The 17,291-nt window shown below is 68.9% G+C and carries 18 protein-coding genes; 9 read left to right on the top strand and 9 right to left on the bottom strand.

Annotation, left to right across the window (positions count from 1 at the left end; translation table 11 throughout):
* Positions 1 to 126: 126 nt before the first annotated feature.
* On the top strand, positions 127 to 1,059 hold the full coding sequence (locus AC2W7K_RS06820; protein WP_198500224.1) for a LysR family transcriptional regulator: 933 nt from the start codon (positions 127 to 129) through the stop codon (positions 1,057 to 1,059).
* Between the two features lie 547 nt (positions 1,060 to 1,606).
* The gene (gene fdhA / locus AC2W7K_RS06825) at positions 1,607 to 2,821 is read left to right on the top strand and encodes a formaldehyde dehydrogenase, glutathione-independent (RefSeq protein WP_344250146.1); all 1,215 of its coding nucleotides are present in this window, start codon (positions 1,607 to 1,609) and stop codon (positions 2,819 to 2,821) included.
* Positions 2,822 to 2,975: 154 nt separating this feature from the next.
* Here fdhA and AC2W7K_RS06830 read toward each other — a convergent pair whose 3' ends face one another.
* From AC2W7K_RS06830 to AC2W7K_RS06860, 7 genes are all read right to left on the bottom strand, one after another.
* Positions 2,976 to 4,022, bottom strand: a complete 1,047-nt coding sequence (locus AC2W7K_RS06830) for an LLM class flavin-dependent oxidoreductase (RefSeq protein ID WP_344250144.1) — start codon at positions 4,020 to 4,022, stop codon at positions 2,976 to 2,978.
* Between the two features lie 142 nt (positions 4,023 to 4,164).
* The gene (locus AC2W7K_RS06835) at positions 4,165 to 4,362 is read right to left on the bottom strand and encodes a tautomerase family protein (protein WP_198500222.1); all 198 of its coding nucleotides are present in this window, start codon (positions 4,360 to 4,362) and stop codon (positions 4,165 to 4,167) included.
* Between the two features lie 4 nt (positions 4,363 to 4,366).
* The gene (locus AC2W7K_RS06840) at positions 4,367 to 5,848 is read right to left on the bottom strand and encodes an aldehyde dehydrogenase (RefSeq protein WP_198500221.1); all 1,482 of its coding nucleotides are present in this window, start codon (positions 5,846 to 5,848) and stop codon (positions 4,367 to 4,369) included.
* Complete coding sequence (locus tag AC2W7K_RS06845; RefSeq protein WP_249120950.1) at positions 5,845 to 6,660, bottom strand: alpha/beta fold hydrolase; 816 nt, start codon at positions 6,658 to 6,660, stop codon at positions 5,845 to 5,847. Before AC2W7K_RS06845 ends, AC2W7K_RS06840 begins: the two co-directional genes overlap by 4 nt.
* Before the next feature lie 8 nt (positions 6,661 to 6,668).
* Complete coding sequence (locus AC2W7K_RS06850) at positions 6,669 to 7,220, bottom strand: amino acid synthesis family protein (protein WP_211978408.1); 552 nt, start codon at positions 7,218 to 7,220, stop codon at positions 6,669 to 6,671.
* Positions 7,217 to 7,867, bottom strand: coding sequence for an amino acid synthesis family protein (locus AC2W7K_RS06855; RefSeq protein WP_486005917.1), 651 nt, complete (start codon positions 7,865 to 7,867; stop codon positions 7,217 to 7,219). The genes AC2W7K_RS06850 and AC2W7K_RS06855 overlap by 4 nt, the downstream gene beginning before the upstream one ends.
* The gene (locus AC2W7K_RS06860; RefSeq protein WP_211978410.1) at positions 7,864 to 8,562 is read right to left on the bottom strand and encodes a GntR family transcriptional regulator; all 699 of its coding nucleotides are present in this window, start codon (positions 8,560 to 8,562) and stop codon (positions 7,864 to 7,866) included. The genes AC2W7K_RS06855 and AC2W7K_RS06860 overlap by 4 nt, the downstream gene beginning before the upstream one ends.
* A gap of 116 nt (positions 8,563 to 8,678) precedes the next feature.
* Here AC2W7K_RS06860 and AC2W7K_RS06865 point away from each other — a divergent pair, with 116 nt between their 5' ends.
* Together AC2W7K_RS06865 and AC2W7K_RS06870 are read left to right on the top strand one after the other, a co-directional pair.
* Positions 8,679 to 9,653: a flavin reductase gene (locus tag AC2W7K_RS06865; protein WP_249120951.1), complete on the top strand. Its 975-nt coding sequence runs from the start codon at positions 8,679 to 8,681 to the stop codon at positions 9,651 to 9,653.
* A 168-nt stretch (positions 9,654 to 9,821) separates the two neighbouring features.
* Complete coding sequence (locus AC2W7K_RS06870) at positions 9,822 to 11,459, top strand: BCCT family transporter (protein ID WP_486005918.1); 1,638 nt, start codon at positions 9,822 to 9,824, stop codon at positions 11,457 to 11,459.
* A 101-nt stretch (positions 11,460 to 11,560) separates the two neighbouring features.
* Here AC2W7K_RS06870 and AC2W7K_RS06875 read toward each other — a convergent pair whose 3' ends face one another.
* Entirely contained in the window at positions 11,561 to 12,760 is a 1,200-nt protein-coding gene (locus AC2W7K_RS06875) for a M20 metallopeptidase family protein (protein ID WP_211978412.1), read from the bottom strand.
* Positions 12,761 to 12,875: 115 nt separating this feature from the next.
* Between AC2W7K_RS06875 and AC2W7K_RS06880 the strand changes: the two genes are divergently transcribed.
* Positions 12,876 to 13,442, top strand: coding sequence for a dihydrofolate reductase family protein (locus tag AC2W7K_RS06880; RefSeq protein ID WP_211978413.1), 567 nt, complete (start codon positions 12,876 to 12,878; stop codon positions 13,440 to 13,442).
* Between the two features lie 63 nt (positions 13,443 to 13,505).
* Here AC2W7K_RS06880 and AC2W7K_RS06885 read toward each other — a convergent pair whose 3' ends face one another.
* Positions 13,506 to 13,874 (bottom strand): VOC family protein, encoded by a 369-nt coding sequence (locus AC2W7K_RS06885; RefSeq protein ID WP_211978414.1) that lies wholly within the window; start codon positions 13,872 to 13,874, stop codon positions 13,506 to 13,508.
* A 114-nt stretch (positions 13,875 to 13,988) separates the two neighbouring features.
* Between AC2W7K_RS06885 and AC2W7K_RS06890 the strand changes: the two genes are divergently transcribed.
* The 4 genes from AC2W7K_RS06890 (at position 13,989) to AC2W7K_RS06905 (ending at position 17,240) form a co-directional block, all read left to right on the top strand.
* Positions 13,989 to 14,738, top strand: a complete 750-nt coding sequence (locus AC2W7K_RS06890; RefSeq protein ID WP_211978415.1) for a SurA N-terminal domain-containing protein — start codon at positions 13,989 to 13,991, stop codon at positions 14,736 to 14,738.
* Between the two features lie 342 nt (positions 14,739 to 15,080).
* Positions 15,081 to 16,454, top strand: a complete 1,374-nt coding sequence (locus tag AC2W7K_RS06895) for an OFA family MFS transporter (RefSeq protein WP_211978416.1) — start codon at positions 15,081 to 15,083, stop codon at positions 16,452 to 16,454.
* 25 nt (positions 16,455 to 16,479) lie between these two features.
* Positions 16,480 to 16,650 carry a hypothetical protein gene (locus tag AC2W7K_RS06900; RefSeq protein WP_198500212.1) on the top strand — a complete coding sequence of 57 codons (171 nt, stop codon included), beginning with the start codon at positions 16,480 to 16,482 and terminating at the stop codon, positions 16,648 to 16,650.
* 164 nt (positions 16,651 to 16,814) lie between these two features.
* A complete protein-coding gene (locus AC2W7K_RS06905; RefSeq protein ID WP_211978417.1) occupies positions 16,815 to 17,240 on the top strand; it encodes a MarR family winged helix-turn-helix transcriptional regulator in 426 nt (141 codons plus the stop codon).
* Positions 17,241 to 17,291: the final 51 nt, after the last annotated feature.

Genomic DNA, 17,291 nt, shown 5'->3' on the forward strand with positions numbered 1-17,291 from the left:
CTCGGGCGTGGCCGACCCATCGCCCAGGCCCGCCGCCTCGCTGATGTCACGATAGACCGGGCGAACACTGCGGGAAAAGCGCGAGATTCTGGAGATCAACGTGCGGAATCGGTGCATAATGTCAGCATGCTTGATCCGCGTCTCATCACGCTGCGGACGTTCGCCGAAGCGGGCACGATCGCGGCCACCGCAGAGCTCACCGGATACTCCCCTTCGGCGGTGTCCGCGCAGCTGCGCGACCTCCAGAATGCGCTGGGAATGACGCTTCTCACCAAGGACGGGCGCGGCCTGCGCCTGACGGCGACGGGCCGTTATCTCGTCCGCCGGTCCGACCGGCTGATCTCCGTGTGGGAGGAGATCCGCGCCTCCTCGTTCACCGCCGGCGACCAGGCGCCTTCCCATTTCGGGATCGGCGGGTTCTCGACCGCCTCGGCGAATCTCCTCGCCCCGCTCGCCGCCAACCTGCGCACCACCCATCCGGAGGTCAGGGTCCACGTCATCGAGGCGAGTCCGAGCCGCTGCTTCGACCTCCTCGTCGCCGAGCGCATCGACCTCGCCGTCGTCGTCTCCCCGCGCGGGGACACCCGGGCGGAGAACGACGCGCGGTTCGAGAAGGTCGACCTCCTCGACGATCCGCTCGATGTCATGGTGCCCTCCGACCACCCGGTCGCCGGACTCGACGCGGTCGATCTGTCGGATCTCGCCGGCGAGGACTGGATCACCGCGGTGCCCGGCTCGCCCTACCATGCGCTCTTCATCGCCGCGTTCACCGCGGCCGGGCTGACGCCGACGATCGCACACGAGTCCGTCGAATGGGAGACCTCGGCCGCGCTCGTCGGCGCCGGCATCGGGGTCAGCCTCGTCCCCCGGCTCGCGAACCTCTCCGGCGAGGACAACGTCAGACGCGTGCGGCTGACCGGCACGGCCCGGCTCTCGCGGAGGATCATCGCCGCCGTGCGCACCGGCAGCCGCGGCTCACCGCTCATCCGCGAATCCCTCCGCCACCTGCGCGCAACGTCCCAGCGGATCCTCGCCACCCGCCTCGGCGAGTCCGACTGAGCGGGCGGGAGTGCGGGGAGGCTGCGTGGGACGGTTGGCTGCGCGGAGGCCGGTCCAGCCCGCAACGATTGCGCGGGGTGTGGGCAGTTGCGTGCGGAGCGAGTCCGCCTGCGACGATTGAGTGCGGCGCCGCTCTCCGCCCGCGATACCGACGCGGTGAACCGACAATTACGCCGCCATCCTTCGCCCACTCACGCACCGACGCACTCAACCGACAAATACGCCGTTAGCGCAGGGCGTATCTGTCGGTTGAGTGCGTCGAAGGAATCCCCGGCCGCTGACGCACCAGCGGGGCCCACGCGCCGAGGCGGCCGACCGTCGCCGCGACCGCCAAGTGAGGTTGCCGGGCAGGGTGCGCCGCGCCGCGCGCCGCGGCGACTCGGCGAGGTCCTGGGAGGAGTCGCACAGTCCGAACTGGGGTATTGACACGGACGGAGACGCCCGGCAAGACTGACAGCACGTCTGATACAAGACTGATATTTCAGGAGGCCGATCGGTTCTCCCGCCGATCACGTCCTCACCATCAGCTCCGAACGGAGGCTCAAGGATGAGCAACAGGGCAATCAGCTACGCAGGTCCCGGCAAGGTCGAGGTCATCGACACCGAGTACCCGGAATTCGTCCTCAAGGACGGCCCCGGCGTCAATCCCGCCAACGTCGGCCGCAAGGTCGATCACGGTGTCATCCTCAAGACCGTCGCCACGAACATCTGCGGCTCCGACCAGCACATGGTCCGGGGCCGCACGACTGCTCCCGAGGGTCTCGTCCTCGGTCACGAGATCACCGGTGAGGTCGTCGAGGTCGGTCGGGACGTCGAGTTCGTCAAGGTCGGCGACCTCGTCTCGGTGCCGTTCAACATCTCGTGCGGCCGCTGTCGCAACTGCAAGGAGGGCAAGACGGGAATCTGTCTCAACGTCAATCCCGACCGTCCCGGTTCGGCGTACGGCTACGTCGACATGGGCGGCTGGGTCGGCGGACAGGCCGAATACGTCCTCGTCCCCTACGCGGACTGGAACGTCCTGAAGTTCCCGGACAAAGAGCAGGCGATGGAGAAGATCCTCGACCTCACGATGCTCTCGGACATCTTCCCCACCGGATTCCACGGCGCCGTCGGGGCGGGAGTGCAAGTGGGCTCGACCGTCTACGTCGCGGGCGCCGGTCCCGTCGGTCTCGCGGCGGCCACCTCGGCGCTGCTCCTCGGTGCCGCCGTCGCCATCGTCGGCGACCTCAACGAGGACCGTCTGGCGCAGGCGCGGAGCTTCGGCTGCGAGACGGTCGACGTCTCGAAGGGCGACCCGAAGGACCAGATCGAGCAGATCCTCGGCACCCCTGAGGTCGACTGCGGCATCGACGCCGTCGGCTTCGAGGCCCGCGGACACGGCAAGGACGCCGGGCACGAAGCACCCGCGACCGTGCTCAACTCGCTCATGGACATCACGCGGGCCGGCGGCAGCCTCGGCATCCCCGGGCTCTACGTCACCGGTGATCCGGGTGCCGTCGACGAAGCGGCCAAGGAGGGCTCGCTGTCGATGCGCTTCGGCCTCGGGTTCGCGAAGTCGCACGTCTTCGTCACCGGCCAGTGCCCGGTGATGAAGTACAACCGGGGCCTCATGCAGGCGATCCTCCACGACAAGGTCTCGATCGCGAAGAACGTCAACGCCACGGCGATCTCGCTCGAGGACGCCCCGCAGGGCTACGCCGATTTCGACTCGGGCGTCGCGAAGAAGTTCGTCCTCGACCCCCACGGCCTCATCAGCGCGTGACGGGCTGAAGCCGCGGTTGCGCGGCCCGCGACACGGTTGCGCGGCTCGCGCGGCGAGCGCACGGAGAAGCCCGGTGGGCGACGGAGAATCACTCCCTTCGCCCACCGGGCTTCACGCGACGACACCGGGCTTCACACTTTTCACCCCGCCTCGATCACCTGAAGTTCGGCACGACCTCGTCGATGAAGAGCTGCAGCGACGCCTTCTTCTCCTCGTGGCTGAGCGCATTGTCCGACCAGAAGCTGTACTCGTCGTAGCCGAGGTCCGCGTAGTGCCTGATCCGCTCGGTCACCTCGGCGGGGGTGCCGATCATCGCCGACCGGTGGAGGGACTCGAGTTCGAACTCGGGACGGTCGGCGAAGCGCTCCTCCGGGGTCGGGTCGAGGAAGCCGTCGACGGGGTCCTTCTTCCCGAACGCCCACGCCGAGAACGTCCGGTAGTACTTGTTGATGCCGGCGGCCCCGACCTTCCAGCCCTCGGGGTCCTCGGGCGAGTGGAGGTAGGTGTGACGCAGCACCATGATCTCCGGACGCTTCTCGACCTCGGGGTGGGCGGCGAGCGCCGTCTCGAACTTACTCATGAGGTCCTCGACCTCGCGGTCGTCCTTCATCAGCGGCGTGACCTGGACGTTGCAGCCGTTGGCGACGGCGAAGTCGTGGGTCTCGGGGCTGCGGGCGGCGAGCCAGATCGGCGGAGTCGGCTGCTGCACCGGCTTGGGCACCGCCGTCGAGACGGGGAACTGCCAGTGCTCGCCGTCGTGGGCGTAGTCGCCCTGGAGGAGGGCGCGCATCGCGGGCACGAGTTCGCGCAGGTACTCACCGCCGTCGGCCGCGGGCATGCCGCCGGCCATCCGATCGAACTCGAACTGGTAGGCGCCGCGGGCGATGCCGACCTCGGCGCGCCCACCGCTGATGACGTCGAGGAGCGCGACCTCGCCGGCGGCGCGCAGCGGGTGCCAGAACGGGGCGATGATCGTGCCCGACCCCAGCCGGATCGTCGAGGTCTGCGCGGCGAGCGCGGCGAGCTGCGGCATCGGGCTCGGCGAGGAGACGTACTCCATCGAGTGGTGTTCGCCGATCCACACCGTGCCGAAGCCTCCGGCCTCGGCGATCTTGACGAGTTCGACGAGGTTGGCCCAGTGCTGTTCGGGGCTGATCGCGTCGTCCCAGCGTTCCATGTGGAGGAAGAGCGAGAAGCGCATCGTTGGTCCTTTCCGTCCGCAGGCGGCGCCTGGCGGATCTCTGCTCGTGAGGTGAGCGGGGTGGTGTCGTTGTGGTCGGTTCGCCGAGGCGGCCGCCGGAGGCCTGCCGCGCGGCGGTCAGCGGGTCAGGCGGTCAGGCGGGTCAGGCGGAGGCTTCGCGTTCGGCGATCGTCGTGTTCGACCGCGACCAGAGCTCCTTGTCGACTTCGCGCACGATCACCGTGATGTTCTCGTCCGCAGCACCTGTGGTGCGTGCGGCGACGTCGTGGACGCCGGCGATGAGGGCGCGCAGCTGCTCGGGCGTGCGGCCCCGGCCGATCGAGATGTCGATGAGCGGCATGTCCTCACCTCCCCAGCACGAAGGGATCGGCGACCGGGCCTTCGTCCGTGTTGATCCAGATGCTCTTGAGCCGCGTGTACTCGTGCATCGACTCGATGCCGTGCTCGATGCCCACCCCGGAGTTCTTGAACCCCTGCCGCGGCGACATCGGCGACATCGCGCGGTACATGTTGATCCAGATCGTGCCGGCCTCGAGCTGCTGGGACATCCGCATGCTGCGGGCGAGGTTCTGGGTCCACACCCCGGCGGCGAGCCCGTAGTCGGTGTCGTTGGCGAGTGCGAGGACCTCCTCCTCGGTGTCGAAGGGCATGACCGCGGCGACGGGTCCGAAGATCTCCTCCTGGACGACGCGCATGTCGTTCGTCGTGTCCGTGAGCACGGTGGGCTGGAAGAAGTAGCCGGGGAGGTCGACGTCGGGACGGTCCCCGCCGTAGGCGATCCGTCCGCCCTCGGAGACGCCGAGGTCGACGTACTCCTTGACCTTGCCGAGCTGCGCTTCGAAGGCGAGCGGTCCGAGCTCGGTCTCCGGGGCCATCGGGTCGCCGATGACGATCGACGCGGCCCGGGCGGTGACCTTCTCGAGCAGCTCGTCGTAGATCCCACGCTGCGCGAACACCCGGGACCCGGCGATGCACGTCTGCCCGGCGGCCGCGAAGATGCCGGCGATGACGCCCATCGCGGCGTTCGAGACGTCGGCGTCGTCGAAGACGATGTTCGGGCTCTTCCCGCCCAGTTCGAGGGTCGAGCCGATGAACCGTCCCGCCGTCGCCGAGGCGATGGCCGACCCCGTGCGCGTCGATCCGGTGAAGGAGATCTTCGCGAGCTTCGGGTTGTCGACGAGCGCCTGCCCCGCCTCGGCGCCGAGGCCGGTGACGACGTTGACGACGCCGGCGGGGAACCCGGCTTCATCGGCGAGTTCGGCCAGGCGCAGGATCGTGCGCGAGGTGTACTCGCTCGGTTTGATCACCGCGGTGTTCCCGGCCGCCAGTGCCGGTGCGAGCTTCGACAGCGTCAGCGTCATCGGCGAGTTCCACGGGGTGATGAGCCCGACGACGCCGAGCGCCTCCCGCTGCGTGAAGTTGATGACCTCGGGCGAGTTCGTCGGGATCTGCGACCCCTGCACCTTGTCGGCGAGCCCGCCGAAGTAGTAGAGGTACTCGGGCAGCCCGGCGAGCTGGCCGACCATCTCCCGCAGGAGCTTGCCGTTGTCCTGGCTCTCGAGCCGCGCGAGCTCGTCCGCGTTCTCCGTGATGAGGTCGCCGAACCGCCGCAGCAGGTGCCCCCGCTGGGTCGGTGTCGTCCGGCGCCAGATCCGTGAGGAGAAGGCCTGCGAGGCGGCGTCGACGGCCCGGTCGACGTCGGCCGCCGTGCCGCGGGCGAATTCGTAGAGGGTCTCGAGCGTCGCCGGGTTCGTGCTCGTGAGGTAGCCGCCGTCGGCCGGGGCGCTGTGCTCCCCGCCGATGAAGTGGTCGAGTCGCAGCGTCATCGCTGACTCCTTTCGCTGTGGTCATGGGAAACGGCACTGCCGTCGTCGAGGACAGCACTGCGATCCGTGGGAACAGCACTGTCGTCGATGAGCGCGCTCACCCGGCGGGCGAGCGTCTCGGGATGGGTGACGGGAAGCATGTGGCGGGCCTCGGGAACGATGACCACCTCGGTGCCGGTGATGAGCGCGCCGAGGCGACGGCTCATGTCCGGGGTCGACCCGGGATCCTGCTCCCCGGTGATCGCCAGGGTCGGGGCGGTGATCGCCGGCAGCCGCGGGGCGATCGCGCGGTCGCCGGTGGCGAAGACCGCATAGGCGTGCCGGTAGGAGTCGGGGTCGTTGGCGAGCAGGACCGCTCGCGTCTCCGCCCGCCAGTCCGCGGTCTCCGGGCTCTCCCCGGCGGGGAACCAGCGGTCGAGCGCCCGTTCCATGCTGCCCGCGAAGTCCTCGTACGCGGTCTCAAGGCGGGCCCGGACCGCCGCGGCCTCCTCGGCGGTGCGCGCGGCCACGGAGCTCACGCACGTCAGGGTGCGCACGCGCCCGGGCAGCGTCGCCGCCAGCTGCTGCGCGATGAGCGAGCCGAGGGAGAACCCGACGAGGTGGACGGGACCGGCGGGCATGCGCGCAGCGATGTCGGCGGCCATGTCCTCCAGGGTCGTCGGCGCGGTCAGCGGCGGCTGCTCCCCGTGCCCGGGCAGGTCGAGGGCGACCGTCGGGCGGTCGAGGCGGTCCTCGACGCGCGCCCACACGGTCCGGTCGAGACCGACCCCGTGGAGGAGCACGACGGGGGTGCCCGCATCCTCAGCCGTCATCGCGCCGACTACTTGTCCGCCGAGAGCGGGGCGAGCCGCTCCTGCGGCCGTCCGCCCGTGGCACCGGCGAGCGCGACGAGGATCTCGTCGGCGTGCGGGGCATCGGAGACGCGCCATTCGAAGGTCTGGTGGTGCGAGCGGATCGTCGCATCCGTGAAGTGCTTGAGCGGGATGTCGAACGTCGCTCCCGCGTCCGCGCGCTTCTCGACGGCGGGCAGCAGGGTGCTCGCCGAGGCTGCCGTGCGGAAGTGGTCACCGAACTTCAGCGTGTGGATGAGGGCGGAGCCGTGCTCGATCTCTCCGCCGAGTCCGACGATCGCCGCCTTCCCGTACGCTTCGAGCTGCCCGCCGAGGGCCTCCATGACGCGGGGGGCGAGCAGGGCACCGAGGTCGCTGGCCGTGGCGTCGATGCCGGGCCCGAGGTCGTCGACGAAGCCCTGTCCCGCCCACGGGTTCTCGATGACCGCGGCGACGGCGGCGACGCGGGTGATCGGGTTGACGTCGCGTCCGCCCTCGGTGAGCACGTCTTCGACGATGGTGGTGATCTTGCGAACCTTCATGAGATGAGTCCTTTCAGGATGTCGGTGGTCACGGCGCCGTCGGTGCGACGGTCGCCGATGCGGGCGAAGGCCGGGGCCCGTTCGAGGCCGCGGCGATCACGCAGATCTCGTCGGCGTGAGGGGCGTCGGAGGGCGACCTCGATCGACTGGTAGTGGTCGCGCGAGGTCGCGTGGGTCTTGTGCCACAGCGGCACGCGGATCGTCGTCCCGGCCGGTCCGCGGCCGTCGGCGAAGCAGAGCACCGAGGTGCCGGCGAGGAGTTCGCGCATGATGTTGCCGAAGTACGGGGTGTGGATGAGGGCGCCGGCGTGTTCGAGCTCCCCGCCCGTGCCGACGACCGCACCCTTCCCGAAGGCCTCGACCGCCTCGGCGGATCCGATGGCCGCCAGCAGACGGTCGGTGAGCACCTTCGCGAGCACGGGTGCGAGCTCCTGCGTCGCGGCGGCGAGGTCGGCCGCAGGCCCCTCCCCGATCCACGGGTTGGGGACGACGGCGACAGCGGCCGCCTGGACGAGCGGGCGATCGAGGTCGGTGCCGGCCTCGGAGAGGATCTCCTCGCGGTGGACGGTGAGAGAGCGCACGCCGAGGCGGCGGGCGAGGTCGTCGAACGACGCGGGCAGATTCTCGGTCGGGGCTGCCGCGCTCACTGCGCCTCCTCGGTGCCGGCTCCGGCGGTCTGCCGGTCCTGTTCGGTCAGGGAGAGCAGGGCCGCACGGGAGGAGGCGCTGACGTGTTCGCGCATCGCGATCTCCGCGCCGATCGCGTCCTTGTTCTCGATCGCGTCGATGACGGCATGGTGTTCGCCGACCGATTCGCTCAGTCGGCCCGGCCGCTGCACGGCCTTGAGGACGATGCGGTGGTAGGCGAGCTGGTGCATGAGGCGCTCGTACGTCTCGGTGAGCTTGCGGTTGTCGGCCCCGCGGACGAGCGCCCAGTGGAATTCGTGGACGAGCCGGGCGTAGGTCTCGGCGTCCTCGGCCAGCGCCGCGGCGTCGGAGGCGTCGGAGTTGTCCTTGAGCATCGCGAGCTCGGGGATCGCCCCGCGCTTGGCGAAGAGGTTCGCGGCGAGGCCCTCGAGGGACTCCTTGAGCTGGAAGAGCTCGACGATCTCCCGGCGCTTGGGCTGGCGGAGGAAGGTTCCGACCCGGGGCCGGATCTCGACGAGACCCTCGCGCTCGAGCTGTTTGAAGGCCTCGCGGACCGGGGTGCGGCTGACGCCGAAGGACTCGGCGAGCGTCGATTCGGGGATCATGTCACCCGGTTCGTACCCGTCGCTGAGGATGAGCGTGCGGACCCGGTCGAGGAACGATTCGGTCTGTGCGTCGCTGGAGATCTGTTGCATACAAGAAATCTACTTGCATACATGCGAGCATGTCAACAGCATGATTGAAACCTTGATTTCACTGAGTTTTCTGAATCTGTTGACGGATGCATGTCGACCATTCTATGGTCTCTGGTATGCAAGAAACACAGAATGCCGCCCTCAGTGGTGTGAAGAAGACCATCAGCGACGCGTGGCACGCCGTCTGGGACACCGATGACCTCGACGCCTTCGACGCCCTCGTCACCGACGACTACGTCCGCGTCTCGACGAACTCCGGACAGGAGAAGGACGCCGCAGCGATCAAGGAGGAGATCGCGGAGATCCGCGCCGCGTTCCCCGATCTCACGACGACGATCGACCACATCCTCATCGAGGACGATGAGGGGGCGATCTACTGGCACTCCGTCGGCACGTTCACCGAGCCGATGGGCGACATCCCGCCGACCGGGCAGCAGGTGACGACCCACGGCTCGAACCTCATCACCCTCGACGGCGACCGGATCGCACGGGAGACGGTGACGTGGGACGCCCACGAGCTGCTGGCCGACCTCGGGCTGAAGTCACTGTCCTCGGCGTTCGAGGTCGCCCCCGACGACGTCGTCACCGCCGACCTCACGGGCAATCCGACGAAGGATTCGCTCAAGGCCTTCAACCGGCAGTTCATCACCGGCGTCACCGTGGTCACGACGACCGATGAGGAGGGCAGGCCCCGCGGTCTCGCCGTCAACTCCTACAACTCCGTCTCCCTCGACCCGCCGCTCGTCCTCGTCTGCGTGCAGAAGACCTCGTCGACGTATCCGGCGCTGTTCCGCTCGACGCACATGGGCATCAACATCATGAGCCGCAACCAGCGGGACACGATCGGCGTCTTCGCCTCGAAGGCCCCCGACAAGTTCGCCACCCTCGACTGGCATCCCGCCGCCGGCGGCTCGCCGCTCATCGACGGCTCGGCCGCCTCGATCGAGGTCGAGATCAAGGAGCGCTTCCAGGCGCTCACCCACACCGTCTTCATCGGCCGGGTCAAGAGCGCCGAGACCTCGGAGGACTCCCCGATGATCTACAAGGCGGGCAAGTTCTTCGACAGCAAGGACCTGAAGTCCCTCGACTGAGAGTCATGCCACCGGCCGTCCCCACCGGCCGAGCCCTCCATGCCGCATCCGGAGTCCCCGCCGGCACCCCCTCACCCACTCCCCTGAGCACCGCAGCTCCACCAGCACCACCCGCAGACCGATCACCGAAGTCCCGAAGAACTGACTCACAAGGAAGTGGAGTTCGCCATGGAACACGTCCCCGGCCCCGCCGATGACCCCTCATCAGGCCCCCCGCACCGCCACGCCCAGCTGCCCGGCGGCGGCATGGAATACGATGCCGGGATCTCCCCGGCGATGGCCGAGGCCAACGCCCTGCGCCACCGGCCGGGGTCGGTGTTCTGGATCTCGATCGCCGGCGTCGCCGCCTTCACCCTGTGGGGCGTGATCTCACCCGAGGGCATGTCGACGACGATGACGACGGCGATGAACGCGGTCGCCGCGAACGTCGGCTGGTCCTACCTCGTCGTCACCCTCGGCTGCATCGGCCTCCTCGTCTACCTCGGCTTCGGCCGCTTCGGTCGGGTCCGCCTCGGCGCCGAGGACGACCGTCCCGAGTTCAGCACGTGGGCGTGGCTGGCGATGATCCTCTCGGCGGTCATGGGCATCGGGCTCATCAGCTACGGCGTCGCCGAGGCGGGCACCACGCAGGCGGCGGTCGTCGCCCTCCAGTACTCGTACTTCGACTGGGGTCCGCACGCGTGGGCGGTGTTCGGGGTCTTCGGGCTCGCGATCGCCTATTCGACGCACAAGCGCGGGAACACCGGGCTCATCTCCCCGATGCTCAAGCCGCTCTTCGGCAGCGCGATGGACCGGTGGCCGGGCAAGGTCGTCGACATCATGGCCGTCATCGCCACGCTCTTCGGGACGACGACGTCGCTCGGCCTCGGCGCCTCCCAGATCTCCGAGGGCCTCAACCGGGTCTTCGGGATCCCCAACGAGCTCTTCGTCCAGATCATCATCATCCTCGGCATCACCGTCGTCTTCACGCTGTCGGCGCTGTCCGGGGTCAACAAGGGGATCAAGTTCCTCAGCCAGACGACGGCGGTGCTCTCGATCTTCCTCGGCCTCTTCGTCCTCATCGTCGGCCCGACCGGGTTCATCGGCAACCTCTTCTTCCGTTCGACCGGCCAGTACCTCGGCGAGTTCTTCACGGCGAGCCTCCTCACGCCGCTCGCCTCCGGGGATGTCGAGTGGTACCAGTTCTGGACGTACTTCATGATGGCGTGGTGGCTGAGCTGGGGCGCCTTCGTCGGGGTGTTCCTCGCGAAGATCTCGAAGGGCCGCACGGTCCGCGAGTTCGTCCTCGGCGTCATGGGAGTGCCGAGCCTCGTCTTCTTCGCATGGTTCACCGTCTTCGGCGGCACCGCGATCAAGCTCGACATGGACGGCAGCGGGGAGATCGGCCAGGCCGCGGCCGCCAACGTCAACTCCGCGTTCTTCGAGACCCTCGGGCAGCTGCCGTGGACCGGGCTGACCTCGGTCATCGCGATCATCCTCGTCGTCCTCTACTTCGTCTCCGGGGCGGACGCGAACACCTTCGTGCTCAGCATGCTCACCTCGCGCGGCACGCTCGAACCGAGCCGCTGGGTGCTCACCGTCTGGGGCGCGCTCACGGGCACGACGGCGATGGTCCTCTTCTTCGCCGGCGGTCTTGCCGCCCTCCAGCAGGCGGCGATGCTCTCGGCCCTGCCCTTCGCCGTCATCGTCGCGCTGCTCGGCATCTGCATCGTCAAGACCCTGCACGAGGACCACACGTTCGACGCCTACCGCACGGTGCGGCGCCGGGATCTCGAGCCGCCGCTGGCCGTCGCCGACGAGACCTGAGTTCCCCCGCTCCCCAGCTCTCCATCCACCGAGATCGCCACTTCGCTCCGAGACCGCCGGTTATAACCGTCCGTCTCGCCGTTAAGTGGCGATCTCGTCGCTCAGTCGCCCGCCTCGTCGCGCAGCCGCGCGAAGGCGAGGTGGGCGAGTGCGGCGGCCTGATCGCCGAGCAGTCCGTCGTCGAACTGGACCCTCGGCGAATGGTTCGTCTCCGCGTCGGGGTCGATCCCGTCCGGGGTCGCCCCGAGGAAGACGAAGGCACCGGGCACCCGCTCGAGCACGTAGGAGAAGTCCTCGGATCCCATCCGCGGGTGGTCGAGGACCGTGACGCTCTCCTGCCCGAACAGCTCCCGCAGGCGTCCGAGGACGACGCCGGTCTCACCCGGGTCGTTGACGGTGACGGGGAACCCGACTGCGAAGTCCACCGAGGCGGTGCACCGGTGCGCTCGGGCGATGCCCTCGGCCACCTCGGTGATCCGCTCCTCGAGCAGGGCGAGCGATGCGGCGGAGAGGAAGCGGATCGAGGCTCCCAGCGACGCGGTGTCGGGGATGACGTTGTTCGCCGCCGAGCCCTGCAGCTGGGTGACGGAGACGACGACGGGGTCGAAGATGTCGAAGGAACGCGTCGTCATCGTGTTGAGCGCCAGCGCGATCTCGGCGACCGCGGACACCGGGTCACGGGTCGCCTGCGGCTGGGAGCTGTGGCCCCCGGCGCCGTGGACGGTGATCTCGAGGTCGGCGAAACCGGCCATGAGCGGACCGCCGCGGGTGGCGAAGCGGCCGCGGACGTCGGCTTCGACGTGGATGCCGTACGCGGCGACGACGGGCACCCCGGCCGCCTCGAGGACGCCCTCGGCGATCATCGGCTCCGCCCCGCCCTCGCTCTCCTCGGCCGGTTGGAACATGAAGATCACGGAGCCGGGCAGCTCGTCGCGGTGGGCGGCGAGCAGCCGGGCCGCCCCGACGAGTCCGGCCGTGTGCATATCGTGGCCGCACGCGTGCATCGACCCGTTCGTCGAGGCGAAGTCGAGCCCGGTCTCCTCGGTCACCGGGAGGGCGTCCATGTCCCCGCGCAGCAGGACCGCCGGTCCCGGGCGCCGGCCGCGGAGGACGGCGACCACCGAGGTGAGCGACTCCCCCGTCGTGATCTCGAGTCCCAGCCCCGCAAGCGCCCGGAGCACCTCGGCCTGCGTGAAGGGCAGCTGCGTGCCGAGCTCGGGGTGGGCGTGGAGCGTGCGACGCAGGGTGACGAGATCGGGAAGGAGGGCGGTCGCCTCGGCGCGGAAGTCGGGGGTCGTCATGGACCCGATCCTAGTCGGGCCGAACGACACCGTCGCCCGGGTCTTTACGCCCGCTCACCGGGTGCGTAGCGTGATGGGCACACGCCCCGCCGGGCCACTGACGAAGGAGTCCACCGTGCGCATCATCATCACGCAGAACGTCACCCTCGACGGACGGGTCGAGATGCTCGACGACTGGTTCGACCCGCAGGCCCAGGACGACGAGCTCGTCGCCGAGCTGATGGCGCAGTCCGCGCGTGAGCAGATCCTCCTGCTCGGCCGGCAGACGTTCGAGGACTTCCGCGGCTACTGGCCGCAGCAGACCGACGACACGACCGGCATCGCCGCCCACCTCGACAAGGTCCGCAAGGTCGTCGTCTCCTCGACGCTCACCGAACCTGGGTGGACGAACTCAGAGGTCATCACCGAACCGCTCCTCGAGGTGGCGGCCCTGCGCAGCGAACCGGGCCTCGACGTCATCATCACCGGCAGCATCACGCTCGCCCACGAGCTCATCACCGCCGGCCTCGTCGACGAGTACCGGATGTTCGTCCACCCCGTGTGGCAGGGGCGCGGACGCGGCTTCTTCCCCGACGGCCACCCGCAGCCGCAGCTCTCCCTGCTCGACTCCCGGCCCTTCCACCGCAGCGGAGTCGTCTACTCCGCCTACGCCCCGACCGGAGAGGTCCCGACGAGCCTGTGATCCGGCCTCGTTCGTCGCTCCGTCCGTTCCGTGCCCAGGCGGACACGTCCCGCGCCGAGGCGGTCAGGCCGTCCCGAACATCACCTTCCGGCCGTCCGGGTCCGCAACGGTGACGACGACGTCGTCGACCGCGACCGGGATGATCCCGGCCGCGTCGAGGCGGTCGAGGAACGCCGTGCGGTCCGCGATGCGGAAGTAGAGGTGGGTGAGGTTGGAGGCCGGGTGCGGCGGCGAGGTGTAGTCGGCGAACGCCTCGGCGTCGTGGAGGGCGATCTGGATCCCGTCGACGTCGATGCGCTGGTAGCTGTACTCCTCATCACCGGCCGCGGTGAGAGCGAGTCCCGCGATGTCCCGGTAGAACGCCGCCGTGGTCTCCACATCCGCGCAGGTGAGGAACACTCCGCGGAACTGGGTTTCCGTGGGTTCGGTCATGCCTGCAGTCTAGCCGCGCACTCACCGCGCGCCCAGGCTGTGACCGCGTGCGCACAGGCCGCAGTGATCCCGGCCTGTTAGCGTGGTGGGCTGAATCGATTCGCAGGAGTGATTGTGGTCAAGTCCAAGTGGTGGGTGGGACTCGCCGTATCCGTCTCCGTCGTCGCGCTCGCCGGCTGCGGGACCAGCGGTGACGACCCGTCGGCCGCCCCGACGAGCCCGGCCGCCGAGCAGAGCGACGCCGGGGCGCCGAACACCGACGACATCCCCGACGTCGTCGCCGAGGTCAACGGCGAGCAGATCACGAAGGACGAGTTCGTCCCCCTCTACGAAACCCAGTACGGGCAGATGATGATGGCCGCCCAGCAGGGCGGACAGCCCGTCGACGAGGCCGCACTCAAGCAGCAGACCGCCGACAACCTCGTGAGCACCGAACTGCTGAAGCAGGAAGCCGACAGGCGCGGCATCGAGGTCACCGACGACGATGTCGCCACCGCCCTCGACGAGACCGCCCAGGCCTCGCAGATGAGCACCGAGAAGTTCCTCTCGGCGATGAACGACCAGGGCATGGACGAAGCGCGGGTGAATGAGGAGATGAAGACCCAGCTGAAGATCGAGGGCCTCATCGCCGACGAGTTCGGAGAGTTCGAGGTCACCGACGAGGAGGTCGGGGCGGCCTACCAGCAGGCGAAGGACCAGCAGGAGCAGATGGCCGCGCAGACCGGTCAGGAGGCGCAGGTGCCCTCGATCGACGAGATGCGCCCGCAGCTCGAGGAGCAGGTCAGGAGCGACAAGGCCAACGAGGCGACCCAGCAGTACGCCGGGGAGCTGCAGGATCAGGGCGACGTGACGATCAACCTCTGAGCCCGACCGGGACACCCCGCCCTGTCGCCCGCACGGAAACGTCTCTTGTCACCGTCGACTGAGGCGCTGCGGAATCGCGCGCACAAGGCCACCTGAGGACAACCTCGGCGGGGATCCCCGACATCCCGCGGATCCCCGCCATCATGGAGGTTTCAACTACCTGCCCGTAGGTCACGGATTCCAACGATTCTGGGGAATGTCTTTCAGGATCTCGCAAAATCAGTGAGAGGCCTCTAGTCTGTATGGGACGAACGCGGTTCTCGGGAACCGCTGGCAGCAATCCGCGTCCCCGGTCGGCCGACGTCGGCGACCGGGGACGCGGCGCAGACGAAAAGGGTCCTCATGGCTTCCGTACTCTCCCGCTCGGCGATCATCGCGCCGATGGACTTCAACCGCTGGCTGATGCCGCCGGCAGCACTGGCGATCCACCTGTGCATCGGCCAGGTCTACGCATTCAGCGTCTTCAAGATCCCGTTCATGTCGCGCTTCGACGCCGGTGAGATCTCGATCGGCTGGATCTTCTCGATCGCGATCCTCATGCTCGGCATCTCCTCGGCGATCTTCGGCACCTGGGTCGAGAAGGCCGGGCCCCGCGCCTCGATGGTCGCGGCCGGCTCCTGCTGGGTCGGCGGCTTCCTCATCGCCACCCTCGGCATCATGACCGGCCAGCTGTGGCTCGTCTACTTCGGCTACGGCTTCGTCGGCGGCATCGGACTGGGCATCGGCTACATCTCGCCGGTCTCGACGCTGATGAAGTGGTTCCCGGACCGCCCGGGCCTCGCCACGGGCCTGGCGATCATGGGCTTCGGCGGCGGTGCGCTCATCGCCAGCCCGATGTCGAACGCGCTCATGGCCTTCTACGGCGGCGGCTCCGAGCCGCAGAACCTCGTCGCCGGCCTCGCACCGACGTTCCTCACCCTCGCCGTCGTCTACGCCGTCGTCATCGCCGCCGGCGCCTACGTCATCCGCGTGCCGCACCCGGACTGGAAGCCCGAGGGATTCGACCCCTCGACGATCAAGGCGAAGCCCCTGCAGACGACGGGCAACGTCTCGGCGAAGAACGCGATCCGCACCCCGCAGTTCTGGCTGCTGTGGATCGTCCTCTTCCTCAACGTCACCGCCGGCATCGGCATCCTCGAGAACGCCGCCCCGATGATCCAGGCCTACTTCGGCATCACCGCGGCTGCGGCCGCCGGCTTCGTCGGCCTGCTCTCGATCGGCAACATGGCCGGTCGCTTCGTGTGGTCGACGACCTCGGACTACCTGGGCCGGAAGAACAACTACATGATCTACCTCGGCGGCGGTGCGCTCCTCTACCTCGTCGTCGCACTCTTCGGCGGCGGGTCGATCGTCCTCTTCGTCGTCGCCACCCTGCTCATCATCTCCTTCTACGGCGGCGGCTTCGCGACGATCCCCGCCTACCTCCGCGACCTCTTCGGCGTCTACCAGGTCGGTGCGATCCACGGTCGCCTGCTCACCGCCTGGTCGGCCGCCGGTGTGGCCGGACCGCTCATCGTCAACTCGGTCGTCGAGGCCGGTGACAAGGCCGGCAGGACCGGACCCGAGCTCTACACGCCGGGCATGTTCATCATGGTCGGGGCCCTGGCGATCGGCTTCGTCGCGAACCTCCTCGTCCGCCCGGTCAACGACAAGTACCTCGAACCGGAGTCGAGCGGCGCGAACCCGTCGACGGCAACCGCCCCGAAGAACGACTGACCGACTCAAGGAAGGAGACAGACTCATGAGCGCATCAGAATCGTGGTCATCGGTTCCCGCTGAGGGCTCCCCGCAGTCGCCCACCGGCGGCGCGTACAAGGTCATCGGCACCGGCCTCACCGTCGTCGTCGTCGGCGGCCTCGCCTGGGGGCTGACCCTCACCGTCATCAGGGCGGTCGCGATCTTCACCGGCTGACGCCGGGCCCGCACCGAACCGCACAGCACCGAACCACACAGCCCCACCTCACAGGCGGCCCCGCCCCGGCATCCGGCATCCGCGGCGGGGCCGCTGTCGCATTCCGTGAGCCCATCGAGTGGACCCCCTTGCGAGCCATTAACTTAAGTGCTTAACTTAGTGCCATGGACCTCGCCTTCGAACTCCACGATCTCGTCCGCACCCTCGACCGGTCGGCCGAGCGGATCCTCGCGCCCGAGGGCCTCACCTACAACCAGTACGTCGCCCTCGTCATCCTCGGTCAGCATCCCGGCATCACCGGACGGACCCTGGCGACGGCGCTCGGCGTCACCGAGGCGGCCGGATCGGGCATCGTCAAGGCCCTCCTTCGCGCCGGCTTCGTCGACAACCAGGCAGCCAAGGGCTCGGGCAATCGACGCGAACTCCACCTCACCGAGGCGGGAGCGGCCAAGGCCGACCATTGCGGTCGCCTGCTCGGGACCTCCCTCGACGACAACGCCCGCGCGATCGGCCTCGATCCGCAGGACCTCGCGCGCACGATCCGCGACCTCCATGACGAGGTCCGCACCATCCGCCACCCCGACGGCTGACCGGCCGCGCCTCCCGCCGGCTGACCAGCTGCGCCTCCCGCACCCCGCCCC

The organism is Brevibacterium sp. LAARM2_SD2 (assembly GCF_057364785.1).